This is a genomic window from Candidatus Pelagibacter sp. (genome assembly GCF_052049815.1).
GTDB lineage: Bacteria > Pseudomonadota > Alphaproteobacteria > Pelagibacterales > Pelagibacteraceae > Pelagibacter.
This window is the reverse complement of record NZ_JBNGZG010000005.1, coordinates 22352-39700: the sequence shown is the minus strand read 5'-3', so window position 1 is coordinate 39700 and position 17349 is coordinate 22352. Positions and strand designations below refer to the sequence as shown.

Annotated in this window: 18 protein-coding genes and 2 tRNA genes; all 20 read right to left on the bottom strand. The window is 30.0% G+C overall.

Going from position 1 to position 17349, the window contains the following annotated elements; genetic code table 11:
- Position 1: 1 nt before the first annotated feature.
- Entirely contained in the window at positions 2 to 247 is a 246-nt protein-coding gene (locus ACTT9D_RS01925) for a DUF1467 family protein (RefSeq protein WP_440930193.1), read from the bottom strand.
- On the bottom strand, positions 247 to 1905 hold the full coding sequence (locus tag ACTT9D_RS01920; RefSeq protein WP_440930192.1) for a ribonuclease J: 1659 nt from the start codon (positions 1903 to 1905) through the stop codon (positions 247 to 249). Before ACTT9D_RS01920 ends, ACTT9D_RS01925 begins: the two co-directional genes overlap by 1 nt.
- A 1-nt stretch (position 1906) precedes the next feature.
- Positions 1907 to 2647, bottom strand: a complete 741-nt coding sequence (locus ACTT9D_RS01915) for a type III pantothenate kinase (RefSeq protein WP_440930191.1) — start codon at positions 2645 to 2647, stop codon at positions 1907 to 1909.
- On the bottom strand, positions 2631 to 3182 hold the full coding sequence (locus ACTT9D_RS01910; protein ID WP_440930190.1) for a biotin--[acetyl-CoA-carboxylase] ligase: 552 nt from the start codon (positions 3180 to 3182) through the stop codon (positions 2631 to 2633). Before ACTT9D_RS01910 ends, ACTT9D_RS01915 begins: the two co-directional genes overlap by 17 nt.
- Entirely contained in the window at positions 3182 to 4600 is a 1419-nt protein-coding gene (nuoN, locus tag ACTT9D_RS01905) for an NADH-quinone oxidoreductase subunit NuoN (protein ID WP_440930189.1), read from the bottom strand. The genes ACTT9D_RS01910 and nuoN overlap by 1 nt, the downstream gene beginning before the upstream one ends.
- A 1-nt stretch (position 4601) precedes the next feature.
- Positions 4602 to 6077 carry an NADH-quinone oxidoreductase subunit M gene (locus ACTT9D_RS01900; RefSeq protein ID WP_440930188.1) on the bottom strand — a complete coding sequence of 492 codons (1476 nt, stop codon included), beginning with the start codon at positions 6075 to 6077 and terminating at the stop codon, positions 4602 to 4604.
- A 3-nt stretch (positions 6078 to 6080) separates the two neighbouring features.
- Positions 6081 to 7991, bottom strand: coding sequence for an NADH-quinone oxidoreductase subunit L (gene nuoL / locus ACTT9D_RS01895; protein ID WP_440930187.1), 1911 nt, complete (start codon positions 7989 to 7991; stop codon positions 6081 to 6083).
- A gap of 4 nt (positions 7992 to 7995) precedes the next feature.
- Complete coding sequence (gene nuoK / locus ACTT9D_RS01890; RefSeq protein ID WP_014953148.1) at positions 7996 to 8307, bottom strand: NADH-quinone oxidoreductase subunit NuoK; 312 nt, start codon at positions 8305 to 8307, stop codon at positions 7996 to 7998.
- Entirely contained in the window at positions 8300 to 8932 is a 633-nt protein-coding gene (locus ACTT9D_RS01885; protein ID WP_440930186.1) for an NADH-quinone oxidoreductase subunit J, read from the bottom strand. Before ACTT9D_RS01885 ends, nuoK begins: the two co-directional genes overlap by 8 nt.
- Position 8933: 1 nt before the next feature.
- Positions 8934 to 9419, bottom strand: coding sequence for an NADH-quinone oxidoreductase subunit NuoI (nuoI, locus tag ACTT9D_RS01880; RefSeq protein WP_440930185.1), 486 nt, complete (start codon positions 9417 to 9419; stop codon positions 8934 to 8936).
- 2 nt (positions 9420 to 9421) lie between these two features.
- Positions 9422 to 10420: an NADH-quinone oxidoreductase subunit NuoH gene (gene nuoH / locus ACTT9D_RS01875; protein WP_440930184.1), complete on the bottom strand. Its 999-nt coding sequence runs from the start codon at positions 10418 to 10420 to the stop codon at positions 9422 to 9424.
- A gap of 3 nt (positions 10421 to 10423) precedes the next feature.
- The gene (gene nuoG, locus ACTT9D_RS01870; RefSeq protein ID WP_440930183.1) at positions 10424 to 12463 is read right to left on the bottom strand and encodes an NADH-quinone oxidoreductase subunit NuoG; all 2040 of its coding nucleotides are present in this window, start codon (positions 12461 to 12463) and stop codon (positions 10424 to 10426) included.
- Positions 12456 to 13787, bottom strand: coding sequence for an NADH-quinone oxidoreductase subunit NuoF (gene nuoF / locus ACTT9D_RS01865; RefSeq protein WP_440930182.1), 1332 nt, complete (start codon positions 13785 to 13787; stop codon positions 12456 to 12458). The genes nuoG and nuoF overlap by 8 nt, the downstream gene beginning before the upstream one ends.
- Entirely contained in the window at positions 13780 to 14388 is a 609-nt protein-coding gene (gene nuoE / locus ACTT9D_RS01860; protein ID WP_440930181.1) for an NADH-quinone oxidoreductase subunit NuoE, read from the bottom strand. Before nuoE ends, nuoF begins: the two co-directional genes overlap by 8 nt.
- On the bottom strand, positions 14385 to 15560 hold the full coding sequence (locus ACTT9D_RS01855) for an NADH-quinone oxidoreductase subunit D (protein ID WP_440930180.1): 1176 nt from the start codon (positions 15558 to 15560) through the stop codon (positions 14385 to 14387). The genes nuoE and ACTT9D_RS01855 overlap by 4 nt, the downstream gene beginning before the upstream one ends.
- Positions 15544 to 16149, bottom strand: coding sequence for an NADH-quinone oxidoreductase subunit C (locus tag ACTT9D_RS01850; protein WP_440930179.1), 606 nt, complete (start codon positions 16147 to 16149; stop codon positions 15544 to 15546). Before ACTT9D_RS01850 ends, ACTT9D_RS01855 begins: the two co-directional genes overlap by 17 nt.
- The gene (locus ACTT9D_RS01845; RefSeq protein ID WP_440930178.1) at positions 16149 to 16664 is read right to left on the bottom strand and encodes a NuoB/complex I 20 kDa subunit family protein; all 516 of its coding nucleotides are present in this window, start codon (positions 16662 to 16664) and stop codon (positions 16149 to 16151) included. The genes ACTT9D_RS01850 and ACTT9D_RS01845 overlap by 1 nt, the downstream gene beginning before the upstream one ends.
- Positions 16665 to 16667: 3 nt before the next feature.
- Complete coding sequence (locus ACTT9D_RS01840) at positions 16668 to 17036, bottom strand: NADH-quinone oxidoreductase subunit A (protein WP_014953138.1); 369 nt, start codon at positions 17034 to 17036, stop codon at positions 16668 to 16670.
- A 112-nt stretch (positions 17037 to 17148) separates the two neighbouring features.
- Positions 17149 to 17225 (bottom strand) — tRNA-Asp (locus tag ACTT9D_RS01835).
- 13 nt (positions 17226 to 17238) lie between these two features.
- Positions 17239 to 17314, bottom strand: a tRNA-Val gene (locus ACTT9D_RS01830).
- Between the last annotated feature and the right edge of the window lie 35 nt (positions 17315 to 17349).

Sequence of the window (17349 nt, the reverse complement as noted above, 5' to 3'; positions counted from 1 at the left end):
TTTAACTTATCATATTCCTTAAATTTAAATATTCAAACCTCATTAATACATAAAGAATTCCAAAAATTACTGATGTAATTAATGTGCAAAGAAAAAATTTTTTTAACATCTTTGGATTTTGAGGTGATCCAGGGTCTTCACCTTCCACTTCAATAGGTTTATTTCTATCTACATCAATTGGTAATATTGAAAAAAAAACGATCCACCAAATGATTACATATAAAATTGCAAGACCAGTTACGCTCATTAAATTTTAACTATATTAATATTTGTATAAGGTTTTTTACCAGTTTTTTCTTTTGAAAATTTTCTGCAAGCAATTTTAAGAGCATCAATCAAATTGTGTTCTTGTTGTTTACTTCCTAATTTAAAAGTTCTAGTTGTTCTTTCTATTTCATCTTCCATGCCATATATAAATTCCTCTTTTTCAAAAATTGGAAGACCCTTAAAAGATACTATAGGGTTATTATGTATATTTCCTTTTGGAGTAACCATAATTGTAATTTCTAAATATCCATTCGCACTTAAATTTTTTCTTTCTTTAATTGATTGACTGTCTTCCTCAACACTTACAGATCCATCAAGATACAATCTTCCACTTGGTGCTTTATCATAAACTTCTGGTTTATCTCCTGGAGCTAACTTTACTATATCACCATTCTCGACCTGAACAGGATATGGGACCTGCATTTCTTTTGCAAAATTAATATGTTCAATCATATGTCTGTGTTCTCCATGAACAGGGATAACACACTTTGGTTTTACCCAATCATACATATCCTTTAAGTCCTCTCGATTTGGATGACCTGATACGTGTATAAATTCACTTTCCTCCGAAATAACCTCAATACCATCTTTAACCAATTGATTATGAAGTTTATAAAGTTTCTTTTCGTTTCCAGGAATAATTTTTGATGAAAATATCACAGCATCTCCTTTTTCAATAAAAACGTCAGGATGAATGTAACTTGAGATCCTCATCATAGCACCCATGGGTTCTCCTTGGCTACCTGTGCAAAGATAAACCATTTTTTCTCTAGAAATGTTTTTTGCTTCTCTTGGATCAATTGGTTCAATTGTATTTTTCAAATATCCACATTGTCTTGCCGCTTTATAAATTCTATGCATTGATCTACCAACTAAAGAAATTTGTCTTCCAGTTTTTTCTGCACAATAAAAAGCTGTTTCCATTCTAGCGACGTTAGAAGCAAAAGATGTTATGATTATTCTTTTTTTTAATCTGCTCATTATATTCAACATATTTTTTCTAACATCTGCTTCAGATCCTGATCTTCCAGCGCTAAAAACATTTGTTGAATCACAAATCATTGCAAGAACACCCTCATCACCTATTTCTTTCAATCTTTTGGAATTAATATTGTCACCAATTAAAGGATTAGGATCAACTTTCCAATCTCCTGTATGTAAAACTACACCAGCTGGTGTTTTTATCTTAAGTCCATTAGGCTCTAAAATTGAGTGAGTTAAAGTAATATATTCAACCTCAAAAGGGTTTAAATCAACTTTTCCATTTAATTCTACAATCTGTAAGTCATTTGTAATATCAATATGTTTTTCTCTAAATTTTTCTCTTATTAAAACAGCTGTAAATGGTGTTGCATAAATTTTACATTTTAATTTTGGCCATAGATGTGAAATTGCTCCAATATGATCTTCGTGAGCATGAGTTAAAACTATTCCTAATAAATTATCTTTTCTTTCCTGAATAAAACCGGGGTCAGGATAAATCAAGTCAACACCTGGTATAGTATCATCAGCAAATGTTACTCCAATATCTACCATGATCCATTTATGATTACCTGGTTGACCATAACCAAATAAGTTCATGTTCATACCAATCTCACCAGAGCCGCCTAATGGGCAAAATAAAAATTCGTCTTTCATCCTATTTAATTAACCTTGAAGATCTAATAAGGCCATTAATTGTAATATTAATATCTTGTTTTACTTTTGTTTTAATTGAATTTTTAAACAATTCAGAAAATCCACCTGTTAATATAACTTGAAAAGATTTTCTGGTTTCTTTCTTAATTAAATTTATCACATTGTCAATTAATCCAGCATATCCCCAAAAAAAACCTGATCTTACAGCTGAAATAGTGTCTTTACCTATAACTTTGGATATTTTTGTTAAATTTATTTTTGGAATTAGAGATGCTTTATCAGAAAGAGTTTTAAGCGATAATTCAATACCAGGTGAAATGATTCCACCTTTATAATTATTACCAATTAATACATCAAATGTAGTTGCTGTGCCAAAATCTAAAATAATAAAATTCTTTCTTTTATCAACAAGACTAATTGCATTAGCTAATCTATCTGATCCTACTTGTTTATAATTGACATCAATTTTTAAGAAAGATTTTAAATTTAATTCTTTTAATTCATAGCATCTAGTTTGAGTTTTTTTTGAAATAAATTTCTTTATTTCTTTATATGTTTTAGGCACAACACTACAAAAAAGAATTTTTTTAATTTGATTGAAATCAATATGCTTAAAAAAAGAGTTCAATTCTCCTCTTTTAAATTTTTTACTCGATATAATAACTCTTTTAACAATCTTTAAGTTATCATTTATTAAGCAAATTTTTGTATCTGTATTTCCTATATCACCTAGTAATAACATTATAAGACTTATAGTACTTTGATAAAAATTTCTCAAAAGTTATTTTTAATTGGTTTTGAAACATTTTTTTATCAATTTTATGTTTGGTTAACTCTAATAAATTAGTTGTGGGATAATTCTTAATTTTTGGGCTTTTAATTAAATTCAATCCTATTCCTACAATCAAATAGTTTTGATCTAATTTTTCAATTTTTTCTTGTAAAATTCCACATATCTTTTTTTTTTCGATCAATAAATCATTTGGTGATTTAAATGATATTTTTTTCTTGTAGTACTTAGATATGACTTTCTTCACTAATAAACAATTTGTTTTAGTTAATTTGTTTATTGTAAAATTGATCTTCTCAAGTTTGTAAAATATAGTTAAAAAAATATTTCCCTTATATGAAATCCATTTTCTTCCATATTGTCCTTTTCCTTTTTTTTGTGTTTCTGTGATGATTATACCAAAATCAGTATTAGATTTTTTTAATATCCTTATTGCCGTTTGATTAGTGCTGTTAACTTTAACAAAATTAAATTGTTTTAGTTTCATTAAATAATATTAATTCTTGAAACTACATCAATTATTTGACTTGGGAAGATGAAGTAAATCAAAATCAATATTGTTGAAACTGTAAGAGAAAATTTTAACCAAAAGCTATGGTCTGAGTCATATTTTTCTTTTTCTTGATCAAAGTAAATTATTTTTATTATTCTCAAATAATAAAATGCTGCAATTACTGTTGATAGTAAACCTACTATAGCTAAAAAATACATTGATTGCTCAATTACTGCCATGAAGACATAGAACTTAGCAAAGAATCCTGCTAATGGTGGTATACCTGCTAGTGAAAATAGTATCACCAACAGTGATAGAGATAATAATGGATGATTTTTAGACAAGCCTGACAGATCATCTAATGTCTCATAATATTGATCATTTCTTTTTAACATTAAAAGACAAGAGAAAAGTCCCAAGTTCATTACAAAATAAATTGTTATATATATTACTGAACTTTGTATTCCTTCATTGGTTCCAGTTGTTAATCCAGCCAATGCATAACCAATATGACTAATTGAACTATAAGCTATTAGTCGTTTAATATTTTTTTGTCCAATAGCTGCTACTGCTCCAAAGACCATTGAGGCAATTGAAAGAAAAATTAATATCATTTGCCATTGATCGATCAGATTAATAAATGGTACATAAAGAAATCTAATAAATACAGTTAATGCTGCAATTTTAGGAACAATTGTAAAAAATAAGGTTACTGATGTTGGAGAACCCTCATAAACATCAGGTGCCCACATATGAAATGGTACTGCTGAAATTTTAAATGCAAGTCCAACTAAAATAAACACAATACCAAAGGTGAGAACATATTGGTCTGATTCTAAATTGTTAGCAATTATTTCAAAATTTGTTGATCCAGAAAAACCATAAATTAATGAACAGCCATACAATAAAAGACCTGAAGATAATGCGCTTAAAACAAAATATTTCAAACCTGCTTCAGAAGATTTTACTTCATCTCTGTTAAATGATGAAAGGACATATAATGATAATGATTGAAGCTCTAAACCAATATAAAATACAATTAAATCGTTCGAACTAATCATAACCATCATTCCTAAAACGGCACAAATTACTAATATTGGGTATTCAATCTTTAATATTTTAAAAGTCTTCAAATAATTTGAGGAAACAATTAGAGCCATTAATGCAGCAATAATCGTTATAAACTTCATAAATGATGCTAAATAATCAATTACAATACTTCCATTGAACAACAATATATTTTCAACAGTTAAAGTTTCATTAAAGATAATACCACCAGCAATTAGTAATATTATTAATGAAAAGTTGTGAATAAGTTTTGAGCTATCTTTTTTAAATACCCCTAAAATCAATAAAAACATTATAGCTAAGGATATAAATATTTCAGGTAATACTAAATTTAAGTTTTCCATATTAATTTATATTTAAGTTATACATATCTATTAAATTTTTAACAGAAACCTCAATAGTGTTCATTAAAGGTTCTGGATAAAATCCAAAAAACAAAGTTGGTATTGCTAATGATATTAAAATTACAATTTCTGATTTATTCAAATCTGTTAGTTTTTTTAATTCTTCATTAATTAATTTTCCAAAAACTACTCTTTTATATAACCAAAGCATATAAGCAGCTCCTAAGATTACACCTAAGCTTGCTAAAACTGCCACTAGGAAATTATCTTTAAACGCACCCATCAAAATCAAAAATTCTCCAATGAATCCACTTGTGCCTGGTAAACCTAAAGCAGCTAGAGTGAAAATCATAAATAATACTGCATATTTAGGAACTATAGTTACAATACCTCCATAAGTGCTTATTAATCTTGAGTGCATTCTGTCATAAACAACGCCCACACATAAAAAGAGTGCAGCAGAAACTAATCCATGACTTATCATTTGAATGATACTTCCTTCAATTCCTTGCTGTTGTATTGTGAATATTCCTAAAGTTACAAAACCCATATGAGCGACTGAGGAATATGCAATAAGTTTTTTCATATCTTCTTGCATTAGAGCAATTAATGATGTGAATATGATTGCAATAACACTTAAGGTATATATTAATGGTGTAAATGTTTCTGAAGCTTCAGGGAATAAACCTAGAGAAAATCTAATAAAGCCATATCCAGCCATTTTCAAAAGGATAGCTGCTAGTAAAACAGATCCAGCTGTTGGAGCTTCAACGTGAGCATCTGGAAGCCATGTATGAACTGGCCACATTGGGGTTTTAACAGCAAATGAACTGAAAAATGCTAACCATAATAAATTTTGATATTTAGCATCAATGCCTAGTTCATACAGTTTAACTACATCTGTTGTTCCATTTATCCAATAAATTGAAATTATTGCAACTAACATCAAGACAGAACCTAAAAGTGTATACAAGAAAAACTTAAATGCTGAATATACTCTTCTCGGTCCACCCCATATTCCAATGATTAAAAACATAGGAATTAATCCTGCTTCAAAAAATAGATAAAAAATAACTAAATCTAATGCACAAAATACACCTATCATAAAACTTTCCATGATAAGAATTGCTATTAGAAAATCTCTAAGTTTATTTTTGACTGTATTATTTACTGAAAGAATACAAAGTGGAGTAATAAAGGTTGTTAAAACAATGAATAATATTGAAATTCCATCAATACCGACTTTATAATTAATAAAGCCTTTAATCCATTGTCTATCTTCTACAAATTGAAAATCAGATGTTGTTGGATCAAATTGATACCATAGATAAATTGAAATTAAAAAATTAACTATTGATGTAAATAAAGCTACATATTTTATTGTTTGATTATTGTTCGGTTTATCTTTTGAAAAAAATAAAAATAGTGAGCCAATTGTTGGTAATAAAATTAATGATGAAAGGATAGGAAAATTCATTTTTTATTTTACAATCAATAAAGTTAATAAAGCAGAAAAACCTAATAACATTACAAATGCATACTGATATATAAATCCACTTTGAAATTTATTGGCTTTTTGTGAAAATCTTTTAATTAATGAGGAAATGCCATCAGGACCAAAGCCATCAATTATTTTAACATCACAAAATTTCCAAAGAAAAGTTCCTATTTTTTTTGAAGATTTGATAAACAGAAGTTCATATAATTCATCAAAATACCATTTGTTTTTTAAAAATTTATATAATGGCTGATTAACTTTTACTATATCGTCAACTATCTCTTTATTCTTAACAAATAAATAATACGAGATAGGTATTGATAAAGTTACTAAAATCGGTGTTAATAATAAAAACCATGTTGGTGGATGTTCTGAACTTAAAGGTTCTAAAAAAAATACAGAATTTTTCCAAAAACTATCAATACCATTACCAACAAATAAATCTTTAAATAGCATACCCGCAAAAATTGCCCCTATAGATAAAAGAACTAAGGGTATCAACATCACTAAAGGAGACTCGTGTGTCTCTGAAATTTTCATTTTCTTATTGTTGTATTCACCATGAAAGGTCTTAAAAATTAATCTCCATGAATAAATTGACGTTAAAAAAGCTGTAAAAATTCCTATTCCAGCAGCGTAGTACCCAACAGTATTATCTCTCAAATAAGCAAATTCAATAATCGCATCTTTTGAATAAAAACCAGATAAGAAAGGAAAACCTGTTAATGCAAGAGTACCAATGATCATCATTGCATAAGTGTAAGGTAAGTGTTTCCATACACCACCCATTTCATTTATGTCCTGCTCATCTTTAAATGCATGAATTACTGAGCCAGATCCTAAAAATAACAGAGCCTTAAAAAAAGCATGAGTAAATAAATGAAACATTGCAATATTATAAGCTCCAACACCTGTTGCAAAAAACATGTATCCAAGTTGGCTACAAGTTGAATAAGCGATAATTTTTTTTATATCTGTTTGAACAATAGCTACTGATGCAGCAAAAAGAGCTGTTGTCATTCCTACTATGGTAATCAAATTTAATGCTAATTCAGAATATTCATAAATAGGTGAGCATCTAACTACTAAAAAAACTCCTGCAGTAACCATGGTTGCTGCATGAATTAAAGCTGACACGGGTGTTGGTCCTTCCATTGCATCTGGTAACCAAGTATGTAATAATATTTGTGCAGACTTACCCATCGCACCTATAAATAAAAGTAAACAAATTAAATCGATTGCATTGATATCAAATCCTAAGAAGTTTAAATTTTTTTCTGTAATTGTGGGTATTTGTTCAAAAACTTCTGAATAATTAACAGTTCCAAATAGATAGAAAACTAAAAATATTCCTAAAGCAAAACCAAAATCACCTACTCTATTTACAACAAATGCTTTAATTGCTGCAGCGTTTGCTGACTCTTTTTTGAACCAAAAACCAATTAAAAAATAAGAACATAATCCAACCCCTTCCCAACCAAAAAATAATTGAATAAAGTTATCTGAAGTTACAAGCATCAACATAGCAAATGTAAACAAAGATAAGTAAGCCATAAATCTCGGTTTATGTGGATCATGAGACATGTATCCAATTGAGTAAATATGAACCAAGGCTGATACTGAAGTTACAACAACTAGCATTACTGCTGAAAGTGGGTCTATATTCATTGACCAATTAACATTTAACTCCCCAGAGTTAATCCATGTAGCAATTACAATATTTTCTTGGAAACCATCAACCATTACTTGATAAAAAACATAAACAGAGAACAATGCTGAAATTGATACTAATAAACTTGTTACAATTTCTGAATTTCTATCGCCTATAAATCTTCCAAAAAATCCTGAAATAATTGATGCAATTAAAGGAAGAAATATTATTGCTAATTCCATTTTATTATCCTTTTAATTTATCAATTTCTTCAACTCTAATTGTTCCAGAGTTTCTATAGTAAACAACAATAATTGCTAAACCAATTGCAGCTTCTGCAGCAGCAACTGTTAAAATAAAAAGTGTAAAGACCTGACCAGCAATATCATTTAAAAAAATTGAAAAAGACACTAAATTAATATTTACTGCTAATAGAATTAGCTCAATACTCATTAGTATTACGATAATGTTCTTTCTATTTAGAAAAATTCCAATTACACCAATTGAAAAAATTACAGCTCCAAGAGTTAAATAATGTCCTAGACCTATCTCAGCCATCTATTTTGACTCCTTTATTAGACTCTACTTCAACAACATCAACACCTTCAGATCTTTCTCTTGATATTTGTTTAAAATAACTTTGTTTTTTAACACCTGATCTTTGTCTAAATGTAAGCACAATGGCCCCTACCATTGCAACAAGTAGTATCATTCCACTTAATTGGAATATGTGAATATAATCTGTATACAGCACAGCTCCTAATGAATGAGTATTACTTACATCTTGAGAAACTGAAATGTTGCTTATTTCTAATAGGTCAGGTTTATATTTCCATCCACCAATAACTATGATTAACTCAAAAAATATAACTGTGCTTATAATCAATCCGATAGGTATATGACCTGAGTTTTCTTGGGAGGCAAACCATTGATTTTTCTGTTGTGCAACATTAAGCATCATCACAACAAATAAAAATAGTACAGCTACAGCTCCTACATAAACAATAAGCATTATCATGCCTAAAAATTCTGCACCAATCATAATAAATAGACAAGAAATACTAATAAAATCTAAGATTAAAAAAAAAACTGAGTGAACTGTATTTTTAGACACAGTTACCATTATTGCTGAAACAATTGCGATTATTGAAAATATATAAAAAAATATCGTATGAGCTAACATTTTATCTATATGGATTATCTGCTTTAATATTTGCAGCTAAAACATTCTCCCATCTGTCTCCATTTTCTAAAAGTTTTTCTTTAGTGTAATAGAGTTCCTCTCTAGTTTCTGTTGAAAATTCAAAATTTGGCCCCTGAACGATAGCATCAACGGGACATGCTTCTTCACATAAACCACAGTAAATACATTTCATCATATCTATGTCATATCTTGTGGTTTTTCTGCTTCCATCTTCTCTTTGAGCAGAGTCAATGGTAATTGCTTGAGCAGGACACACAGCTTCACATAATTTGCAAGCAATGCATCTTTCTTCTCCATTAGGATATCTTCTTAAAGCATGTTCACCTCTAAATCTTGGACTGATTTTTCCTTTTTCAAATGGATAGTTAATAGTTTTTTTGGAAGAGAATAATTCTTTAATAGCAATTAATAATCCAGATATAAAATCTATCATGAATATTGTTTTTAAAAATCTAGATAACTTCATAATTAATTTGTTGGTAAAAGGTTAAAATAAAATAAAAAACTAGCCGTTAATACAACATATATTAAGGACAATGGTAAAAATATTTTCCATCCTAATCTCATTAATTGATCATATCTGTATCTAGGAACTATTGCTTTTACTAAAGCAAACAATATGAATAGTAATAGAATTTTTAATATTAACCAAATTGCACCTGGAACTAAATTAAATGGGTAAATTTCAATAGGAGAAAGCCAACCACCTAAAAATAAAATTGAACCTAATGCACACATTAACAATATGTTAGCGTACTCACCCAACCAAAACATTGCGTACATCATGCCTGAGTATTCTGTTTGATAACCAGCAACTAATTCTGCTTCAGCTTCAGGTAAATCAAATGGAGGTCTATTAGTTTCTGCAAGTGCTGAAATAAAAAATATCACAAACATTGGAAATAATGGGATAACAAACCACATATTTTGTTGTGCAATTACAATATCATTCAAATTTAATGAACCAACACAAAGTAATACATTTATGATAATTACTCCTATGGAAACTTCATAGGAAACCATTTGAGCCGCAGATCTAATTGAACCTAAAAAAGGATATTTTGAATTTGAAGCCCAGCCACCCATAATTATTCCATAAACACCTAATGAAGAAACTGCAAAGATATAAAGAATGCCAACATTGATATCTGCTAATACTTGACTTTCGCTGAAAGGAATAACGGCCCAAGCAATTAATGCTAATGTCATAGTGACTATTGGAGCTAAAATAAAAATAACTTTATTTGAACTTGCAGGAATTATAATTTCTTTAAAAATGTATTTAAGCGCATCAGCTAAAGATTGAAGCAAGCCAAACGGTCCCACAACATTTGGTCCTCTTCTCTTTTGAACAAAAGCCCAAACCCTTCTATCGAGCCAAACAATCATTGCAACTGAAACTAATACTGGAACTAATAAAAATAGAATTTTATAAACTTCATTAAATAAAACATTAAAATATTCCATTTTTTATCCTTCAGTCCCTGTTTTTTTTATTTCTATTTTAGAATTGTTACACTCAACCATAGTTTTTGATGATCTAGCAATCACATTTGAGAAATAATAATCTTTTACTTTTATATTAATTGTATCATCAACAAAGTTATTTACTGAAATTTCAGAAGTTTTATTTTTTTCATTTTTAAGTTTTAAATAATTAAGCATGCTGCTTTCCAATTCATCTTTATCGTTAAAAAGTTTACGATTATTCATTTGCTCAGCTAAATTATTTATAATTTCCCAATCTTCCTTTGATTGATTAGGTGGATAGGAAGCTTTATATGCTTTTTGTATTCTACCTTCTAAATTTGTAAAATAACCTGATTGTTCTGTGTATGCTGAACCTGGTAAAATTACATCTGCTATCTCCGCACCTTTATCTCCATGACTTCCAATATAAATAACAAATTCGTTTGTTTTATTAAAACTTAAATTATCTTGGCCAACAAGAAATACAATTTCATACTGATTATTTTTTAAATTGTCTAAAATATTATTCTTAAAACATCCCTTTTCTAAATTAATTAAATCTAAATCAAGATTACCAACGGTTGAGGCATCACATGTTAAAATATTAAATGAATTCCAATTATCGTTAATTTTATTATTGTCTGTTAAAAATTTTTGTAATGAAGTTACTACATATTCAGAAGATTCAGATTTTAATAATGACTCTCCAATTATAATTAATGGATTTTGTGCATCTTTAATTAATTTTGAAACATCATGATTGTCTTCAATAATATTTTTAATTGTTAAAGTTTTTCCATCTAATTGAGTGTAAGGATAAGTTAAATCTCCAGCATCGTTTAATGATATTATTTTTGTATTATTATTTAAAAAGGCTTTTCTAATTCTTGCATTAACTATTGTTGCTTCAAATCTTGGATTTGCTCCAACTAAAAATATTAAATCTGACTCCTCTATTCCATTGATTGTTGAGTTAAATAAATAATTTTTTCTATCAGAATTATTTATATATTTATCTTCTGATCTTGTTTCGTAAGCTTTAGTTTCTAAAACTCTGTCAAAGAATTCTTTAAATATAAATGATGTTTCCATATTTGTTAAATCACCTACAAAGCCACAAACTTTTTCTTTTGAAGTATTTTTTAGTTTGCTGACAATTATCTTATTTACTTCATTCCAATTACTCTCTTCAAATTTTCCATTTTTCTTTATGTAGGGTTTGTCTAATCTTTGATTTAATAAACCATCACAAGCATATCTTGTTTTATCTGAAATCCATTCCTCATTAATATCCTCATTTATTAGTGGTAAAACTCTTTTTACTTCCCATCCATAAGTGTCTACTCTAATATTACTTCCTACAGCATCCATCACATCTATAGTTTCTGTTTTTTTAAGTTCCCAAGGTCTAGCTTCAAATACGTAAGGTTTAGAGGTAAGTGCTCCAACTGGACATAAGTCTACAACATTAGCTGATAATTCTGACTGCATTGATTGTTCTAAGTATGTTGTTATTTGCATATCCTCTCCTCTACCTATTGCTCCGATTTCTGGGACACCAGCAATTTCAGTTGCAAATCTCACACATCTCGTACAATGTATACATCTTGTCATTTGGGTTTTGATCAGAGGACCCATGTTTTTATCTGGCACTGATCTTTTATTTTCTTTAAATCTAGATTTATCAACACCGTAGAACATTGATTGATCTTGCAGATCGCATTCACCACCTTGATCACACACTGGACAGTCAAGCGGATGATTAACTAACAAAAATTCCATTACTCCTTTTCTTGCTTTTTCAACTTTAGGAGTGTTAGTTTTTATATTCATTCCTTCCGCTGCAGGCATTGCGCATGATGCAATAGGTTTAGGAGATTTTTCCATTTCAACTAAACACATTCTGCAATTTCCAGCTATCGAAAGTTTTTCGTGATAACAAAATCTTGGAATTTCTACACCTGCTTTTTCACAAGCTTGAAGAACTGTTAAACCTTCTTCAACTTCAACTTCAATATCATTAACTTTTAACTTAGGCATTTTTTTTATCCAATAAATGTTGATCAACTAAATATGGTATATCCTTGTTCTCTCTAATAATTGGATCAAACTTATTTCGTTTCTCGACTTCTTTTTTAAAGTGTCTTAATAATCCTTGGACTGGCCATGACGACCCTTCCCCAAAAGCACAAATAGTATGACCCTCAATTTGCTTTGTAACATCCATTAGCATATCAACCTCATCTCTAGATGCTTCCCCTTTAGCCATTCTTTCAAGCATTCTCCACATCCATCCAGAGCCTTCCCTGCAAGGTGTGCATTGACCACAACTTTCATGTTTGTAAAATCTAGCAATTCTTGCCATACATTTAATTATGTCTTGATCATTATTGATAACAACAATACCTGCTGTGCCTAATCCACTTTTTTCAGCCATTAATGAGTCAAAATCCATTGTGATTGTGTCACAAATATTTTTTGGTAATAAAGGCATTGATGAACCACCAGGAATTACAGCTTGTAAATTATCCCATCCACCAATAACACCACCTGCATGTGTTTCAATTAAATCTCTCAGAGAAATACCCATTTCTTCTTCAACATTACATGGGTTGTTCACATTACCTGATATACAAAATATTTTAGTACCAGTGTTTTTAGGTTTTCCGATATTTGCAAACCATTTTCCACCTCTTCTTAAAATCGTTGGAACAACTGCTATGGTTTCTACGTTATTAATAATTGTTGGACATCCGTACAATCCGATTAAAGCTGGAAACGGGGGTTTTAATCTTGGTTGACCTTTTTTTCCCTCTAAACTTTCCAATAATGCTGTTTCTTCACCACAAATATATGCACCTGCACCATAATGAATATAAATATCAAAATCCCATCCTGTTCCACTTGCATTTTTACCTATGACTTTATTTTCATAAGCTTCATCAATGGCTTTTTGTAACTTTTGTCCTTCATTATAATATTCACCTCTAATATAAACATAACAAGCATGAGCATTAACTGCAAAAGATGCAATCAGACAGCCTTCAATTAATTTATGGGGTTCAAATCTTAAAATATCTCTATCTTTACAAGTGCCAGGTTCAGACTCATCTGCATTAATAACTAAGTAATGTGGTCTTGAACCAACTTCTTTTGGTGCAAAAGACCATTTTAATCCTGTAGGAAATCCTGCACCACCTCTTCCTCTTAATTCTGAAGATTTAATTTCTTCTATTATCCATTCTCTTCCTTTGGCGCAAATTTCTTTTGTATTTGACCAATCACCTCTTTTCAGGGATGATTGATAATCAGCACCACTATCATTATATAAATTTTTAAATATTCTATCTTCGTCTCTAAGCATTTTTTACATCCAATAAAGTTTTTCTGTTATTTTCGGGTTCTGAATTCAATCTTCCTCTAAATGAACCATGTTTAGGTGTTTTACCTGCTATTATATCATCTAAAATTTTTAGAGCTTTTTCTTTATCTAAATCTTCATAGTAATTCTCATTTATTTGCATCATTGGAGCATTTATACAAGCTCCTAAACATTCTACTTCCATCCATGAACAATTTTTCTCTTTAACAAGTTCGTTTTCATTTTCTGATATTTTTTCTTTGCAAGCTTCTACAATTTTGTAAGCACCTCTAATCATGCAAGGTGTTGTAGTACATACTTGCACAAAATGTTTACCGACGGGAGAAAGATTATACATTGTATAAAATGTTGCTACCTCATAAACTTTTACATAAGGCATATCCAAAAGTTTACCAATATACTTCATTGCTGATAAAGGGATCCAATTATCATGTTGTTTCTGAGCTATGTAAAGTAAAGCCATTACCGCACTTTGTTGTTTTCCATTTGGGTACCTAGCAATTATCTTATTTGCTTCATCAAGACTTTCTTTTGTAAATTCAAAGTTTTCTGGTTGTTCTTTCGATATTCTTCTTAATGTCATCTATCTACCTCTCCAAATACGATATCAAGTGAACCAAGAATTGCAGGAACATCAGCCAGCATGTGCCCTCTAATTAAGTAATCCATTGATTGAAGATGAGAAAAACCTGGCGCTCTTATTTTACATTTATATGGTTTATTCGACCCGTCAGAAATTAAGTAAACCCCAAACTCACCTTTTGGAGCTTCAACTGCAGTATAAATTTCATCTTTTGGAACACGATAACCTTCAGTAAATAATTTAAAATGATGTATTAAAGCTTCCATTGATTGTTTCAAATCTTTTTTTGATGGAGGGCTTATTTTTCCATCTAAAGATTTTATTGGTCCTTTTTCCATTTTTGCTAAACACTGTTTTATAATTGATACACTCTCTTTCATTTCTTCAATTCTACATAAATATCTATCGTAACAATCACCATTTTTACCTACTGGTATTTTAAATTCTAATTGATCATAGCAATCATAAGGTTGAGATTTTCTTAAATCCCATGGAATACCAGAGCCCCTTATCATAACTCCGGTAAATGAATGATCCAAAGCGTCTTCTTTTGTAACTACGCCTATGTCAACATTTCTTTGTTTAAAAATCCTATTGTCAGTTAATAAATTTTCAAGATCATTAATAATTTTTGGAAACGTTTCACAAAATCTTGCAATATCTTCCTCTAAACCGTTCGGTAAATCCTGGTGTACACCACCAGCTCTGAAATAATTTGCATGTAATCTTGATCCTGAAGCTCTTTCATAAAAAGTCATTAATGTTTCTCTTTCTTCAAATCCCCACAACGAAGGTGTTAATGCTCCAACATCCAATGCTTGAGTTGTGACGTTTAAAATATGACTTAATATTCTGCCAATTTCACAGAAGATAACTCTTATGAATTGAGCTCTAATGGGTACCTCAATATCTAAGATTTTCTCAACTGCTAATGCAAATGCGTGTTCTTGGTTCATGGGAGCTACATAATCAAGACGATCAAAATATGGAACTGCTTGCATATAAGTTTTATTTTCAATTAATTTCTCTGTTCCTCTATGCAATAAACCAATATGTGGATCAGCTTTTTCTACAACCTCTCCATCTAATTCTAAAATTAATCTCAAAACACCATGCGCTGCTGGATGTTGTGGACCAAAATTTAAATTTAAATTCTTAATTTTTTTTGTCATTTTTTTCTGCTATTTCTTTAATATATCTTGTTCCTTCCCACGGACTTTTGTAATCAAAATTTCTAAAGTTTTGTTCTAATTTAACTGGTTCAATAACAACTTTTTTCTGATCTTCGCTATATCTTACTTCTGTATGACCTGTTAATGGAAAGTCTTTTCGTAAAGGATGTCCTTCAAAACCATAATCTGTAAGTATTCTTCTTAAATCAGGATGATCTTTAAAATTAATACCATACATATCAAAAATTTCTCTCTCCATCCAATTAGCCGAAGGAAAAACAGTTGTCAAAGATGGTATAATTTCATTCTCATTTATTAAATAACTTAAAATTATTCTCTGATTAAATTCATGACTTAAGAATAAGTAAACAACTTTAAATCTTTTAGAGCTTTCGGGATAATCAACTGCTGTTACATCAATTAATTGCCTGAATTTTGTGTCTTTATTTGTTTTCAAAAATAAAACTACGTCTAGGAGATCTTCTTTATCAATTTCAACATAAACTTGATTGTGTTTTATAATTGTTGAATTAATTTTTGTAGTTAATTCTGAATTAATTTTTTTTTCTAAGTCTATTGTGCTTAACATTATCTAGTAAATGAACCTTTGTTTCTAATTTTTTTTTGCAATTGCATCACACCATACAATAATGCTTCAGCTGATGGAGGACATCCAGGTACATACACGTCTACTGGAACAATTCTATCACAACCTCTGACTACCGAATATGAGTAATGATAATAGCCACCACCATTTGCACAGCTTCCCATAGAAATTACATACCTTGGTTCTGGCATTTGGTCATAGACTTTTCTCAAAGCTGGAGCCATTTTGTTTGTTAAAGTTCCAGCAACAATCATTACATCAGATTGTCTTGGTGATCCTCTTGGAGCAGCTCCAAATCTTTCAAGGTCATATCTTGGCATTGCTGTTTGCATCATCTCAACTGCACAACAAGCTAGACCAAAAGTCATCCAATGAAGAGATCCTGATCTGGACCAATTAATTAAATTGTCCAAAGAAGTGGTTATAAAACCATTTTTTCCAAAATCTTCTGCCAATTTTTTAAATTCTTCTGGTACTTGATCTATTTTGTTATTCATATTCTATTCCCAATCTAATGCACCTTTTTTCCATTCATAAATAAAACCGATTGTTAGAATAAATAAAAAAATCATCATTGACGTAAATCCCAAAATACCAATGCTACCAAGCGATACAGCCCAAGGGAATAAAAAAGCAATCTCCAAATCAAAGATTATGAAGAGTATTGCTACAAGATAAAATCTCACATCAAATTCCATTCTAGAATCTTCAAATGGTTCAAATCCACATTCGTATGCTGATAGTTTTTCAGGATCTGGATTTTTTGGTGAAAGTACAAAATTGACCAAAACAAATGCACAACTCAGTCCAAGCGCAATAATTAAAAATAATATTATTGGTAAATAATCTTTTAAAAATTCAGACAACATTGAAATCTATATATCATTTTTTTTTAGTTGATGAAGTGTAGATAGGTCACATTACAAGTATAACTTAACAACTATTTAATGTTGTTTTTATGAGTTTTTGGAAGAGTTAAAGTGGCGGGAGTGAAGGGACTCGAACCCTCGACCTATCGCGTGACAGGCGATCGCTCTAACCAACTGAGCTACACCCCCACTTTTAAGTTTTTGGTGGGCAGTAAAGGACTCGAACCTTTGACCCCCTCGGTGTAAACGAGATGCTCTACCAACTGAGCTAACCGCCCAAAAACCTGCTACTAATACATCAACGATTAGAAAA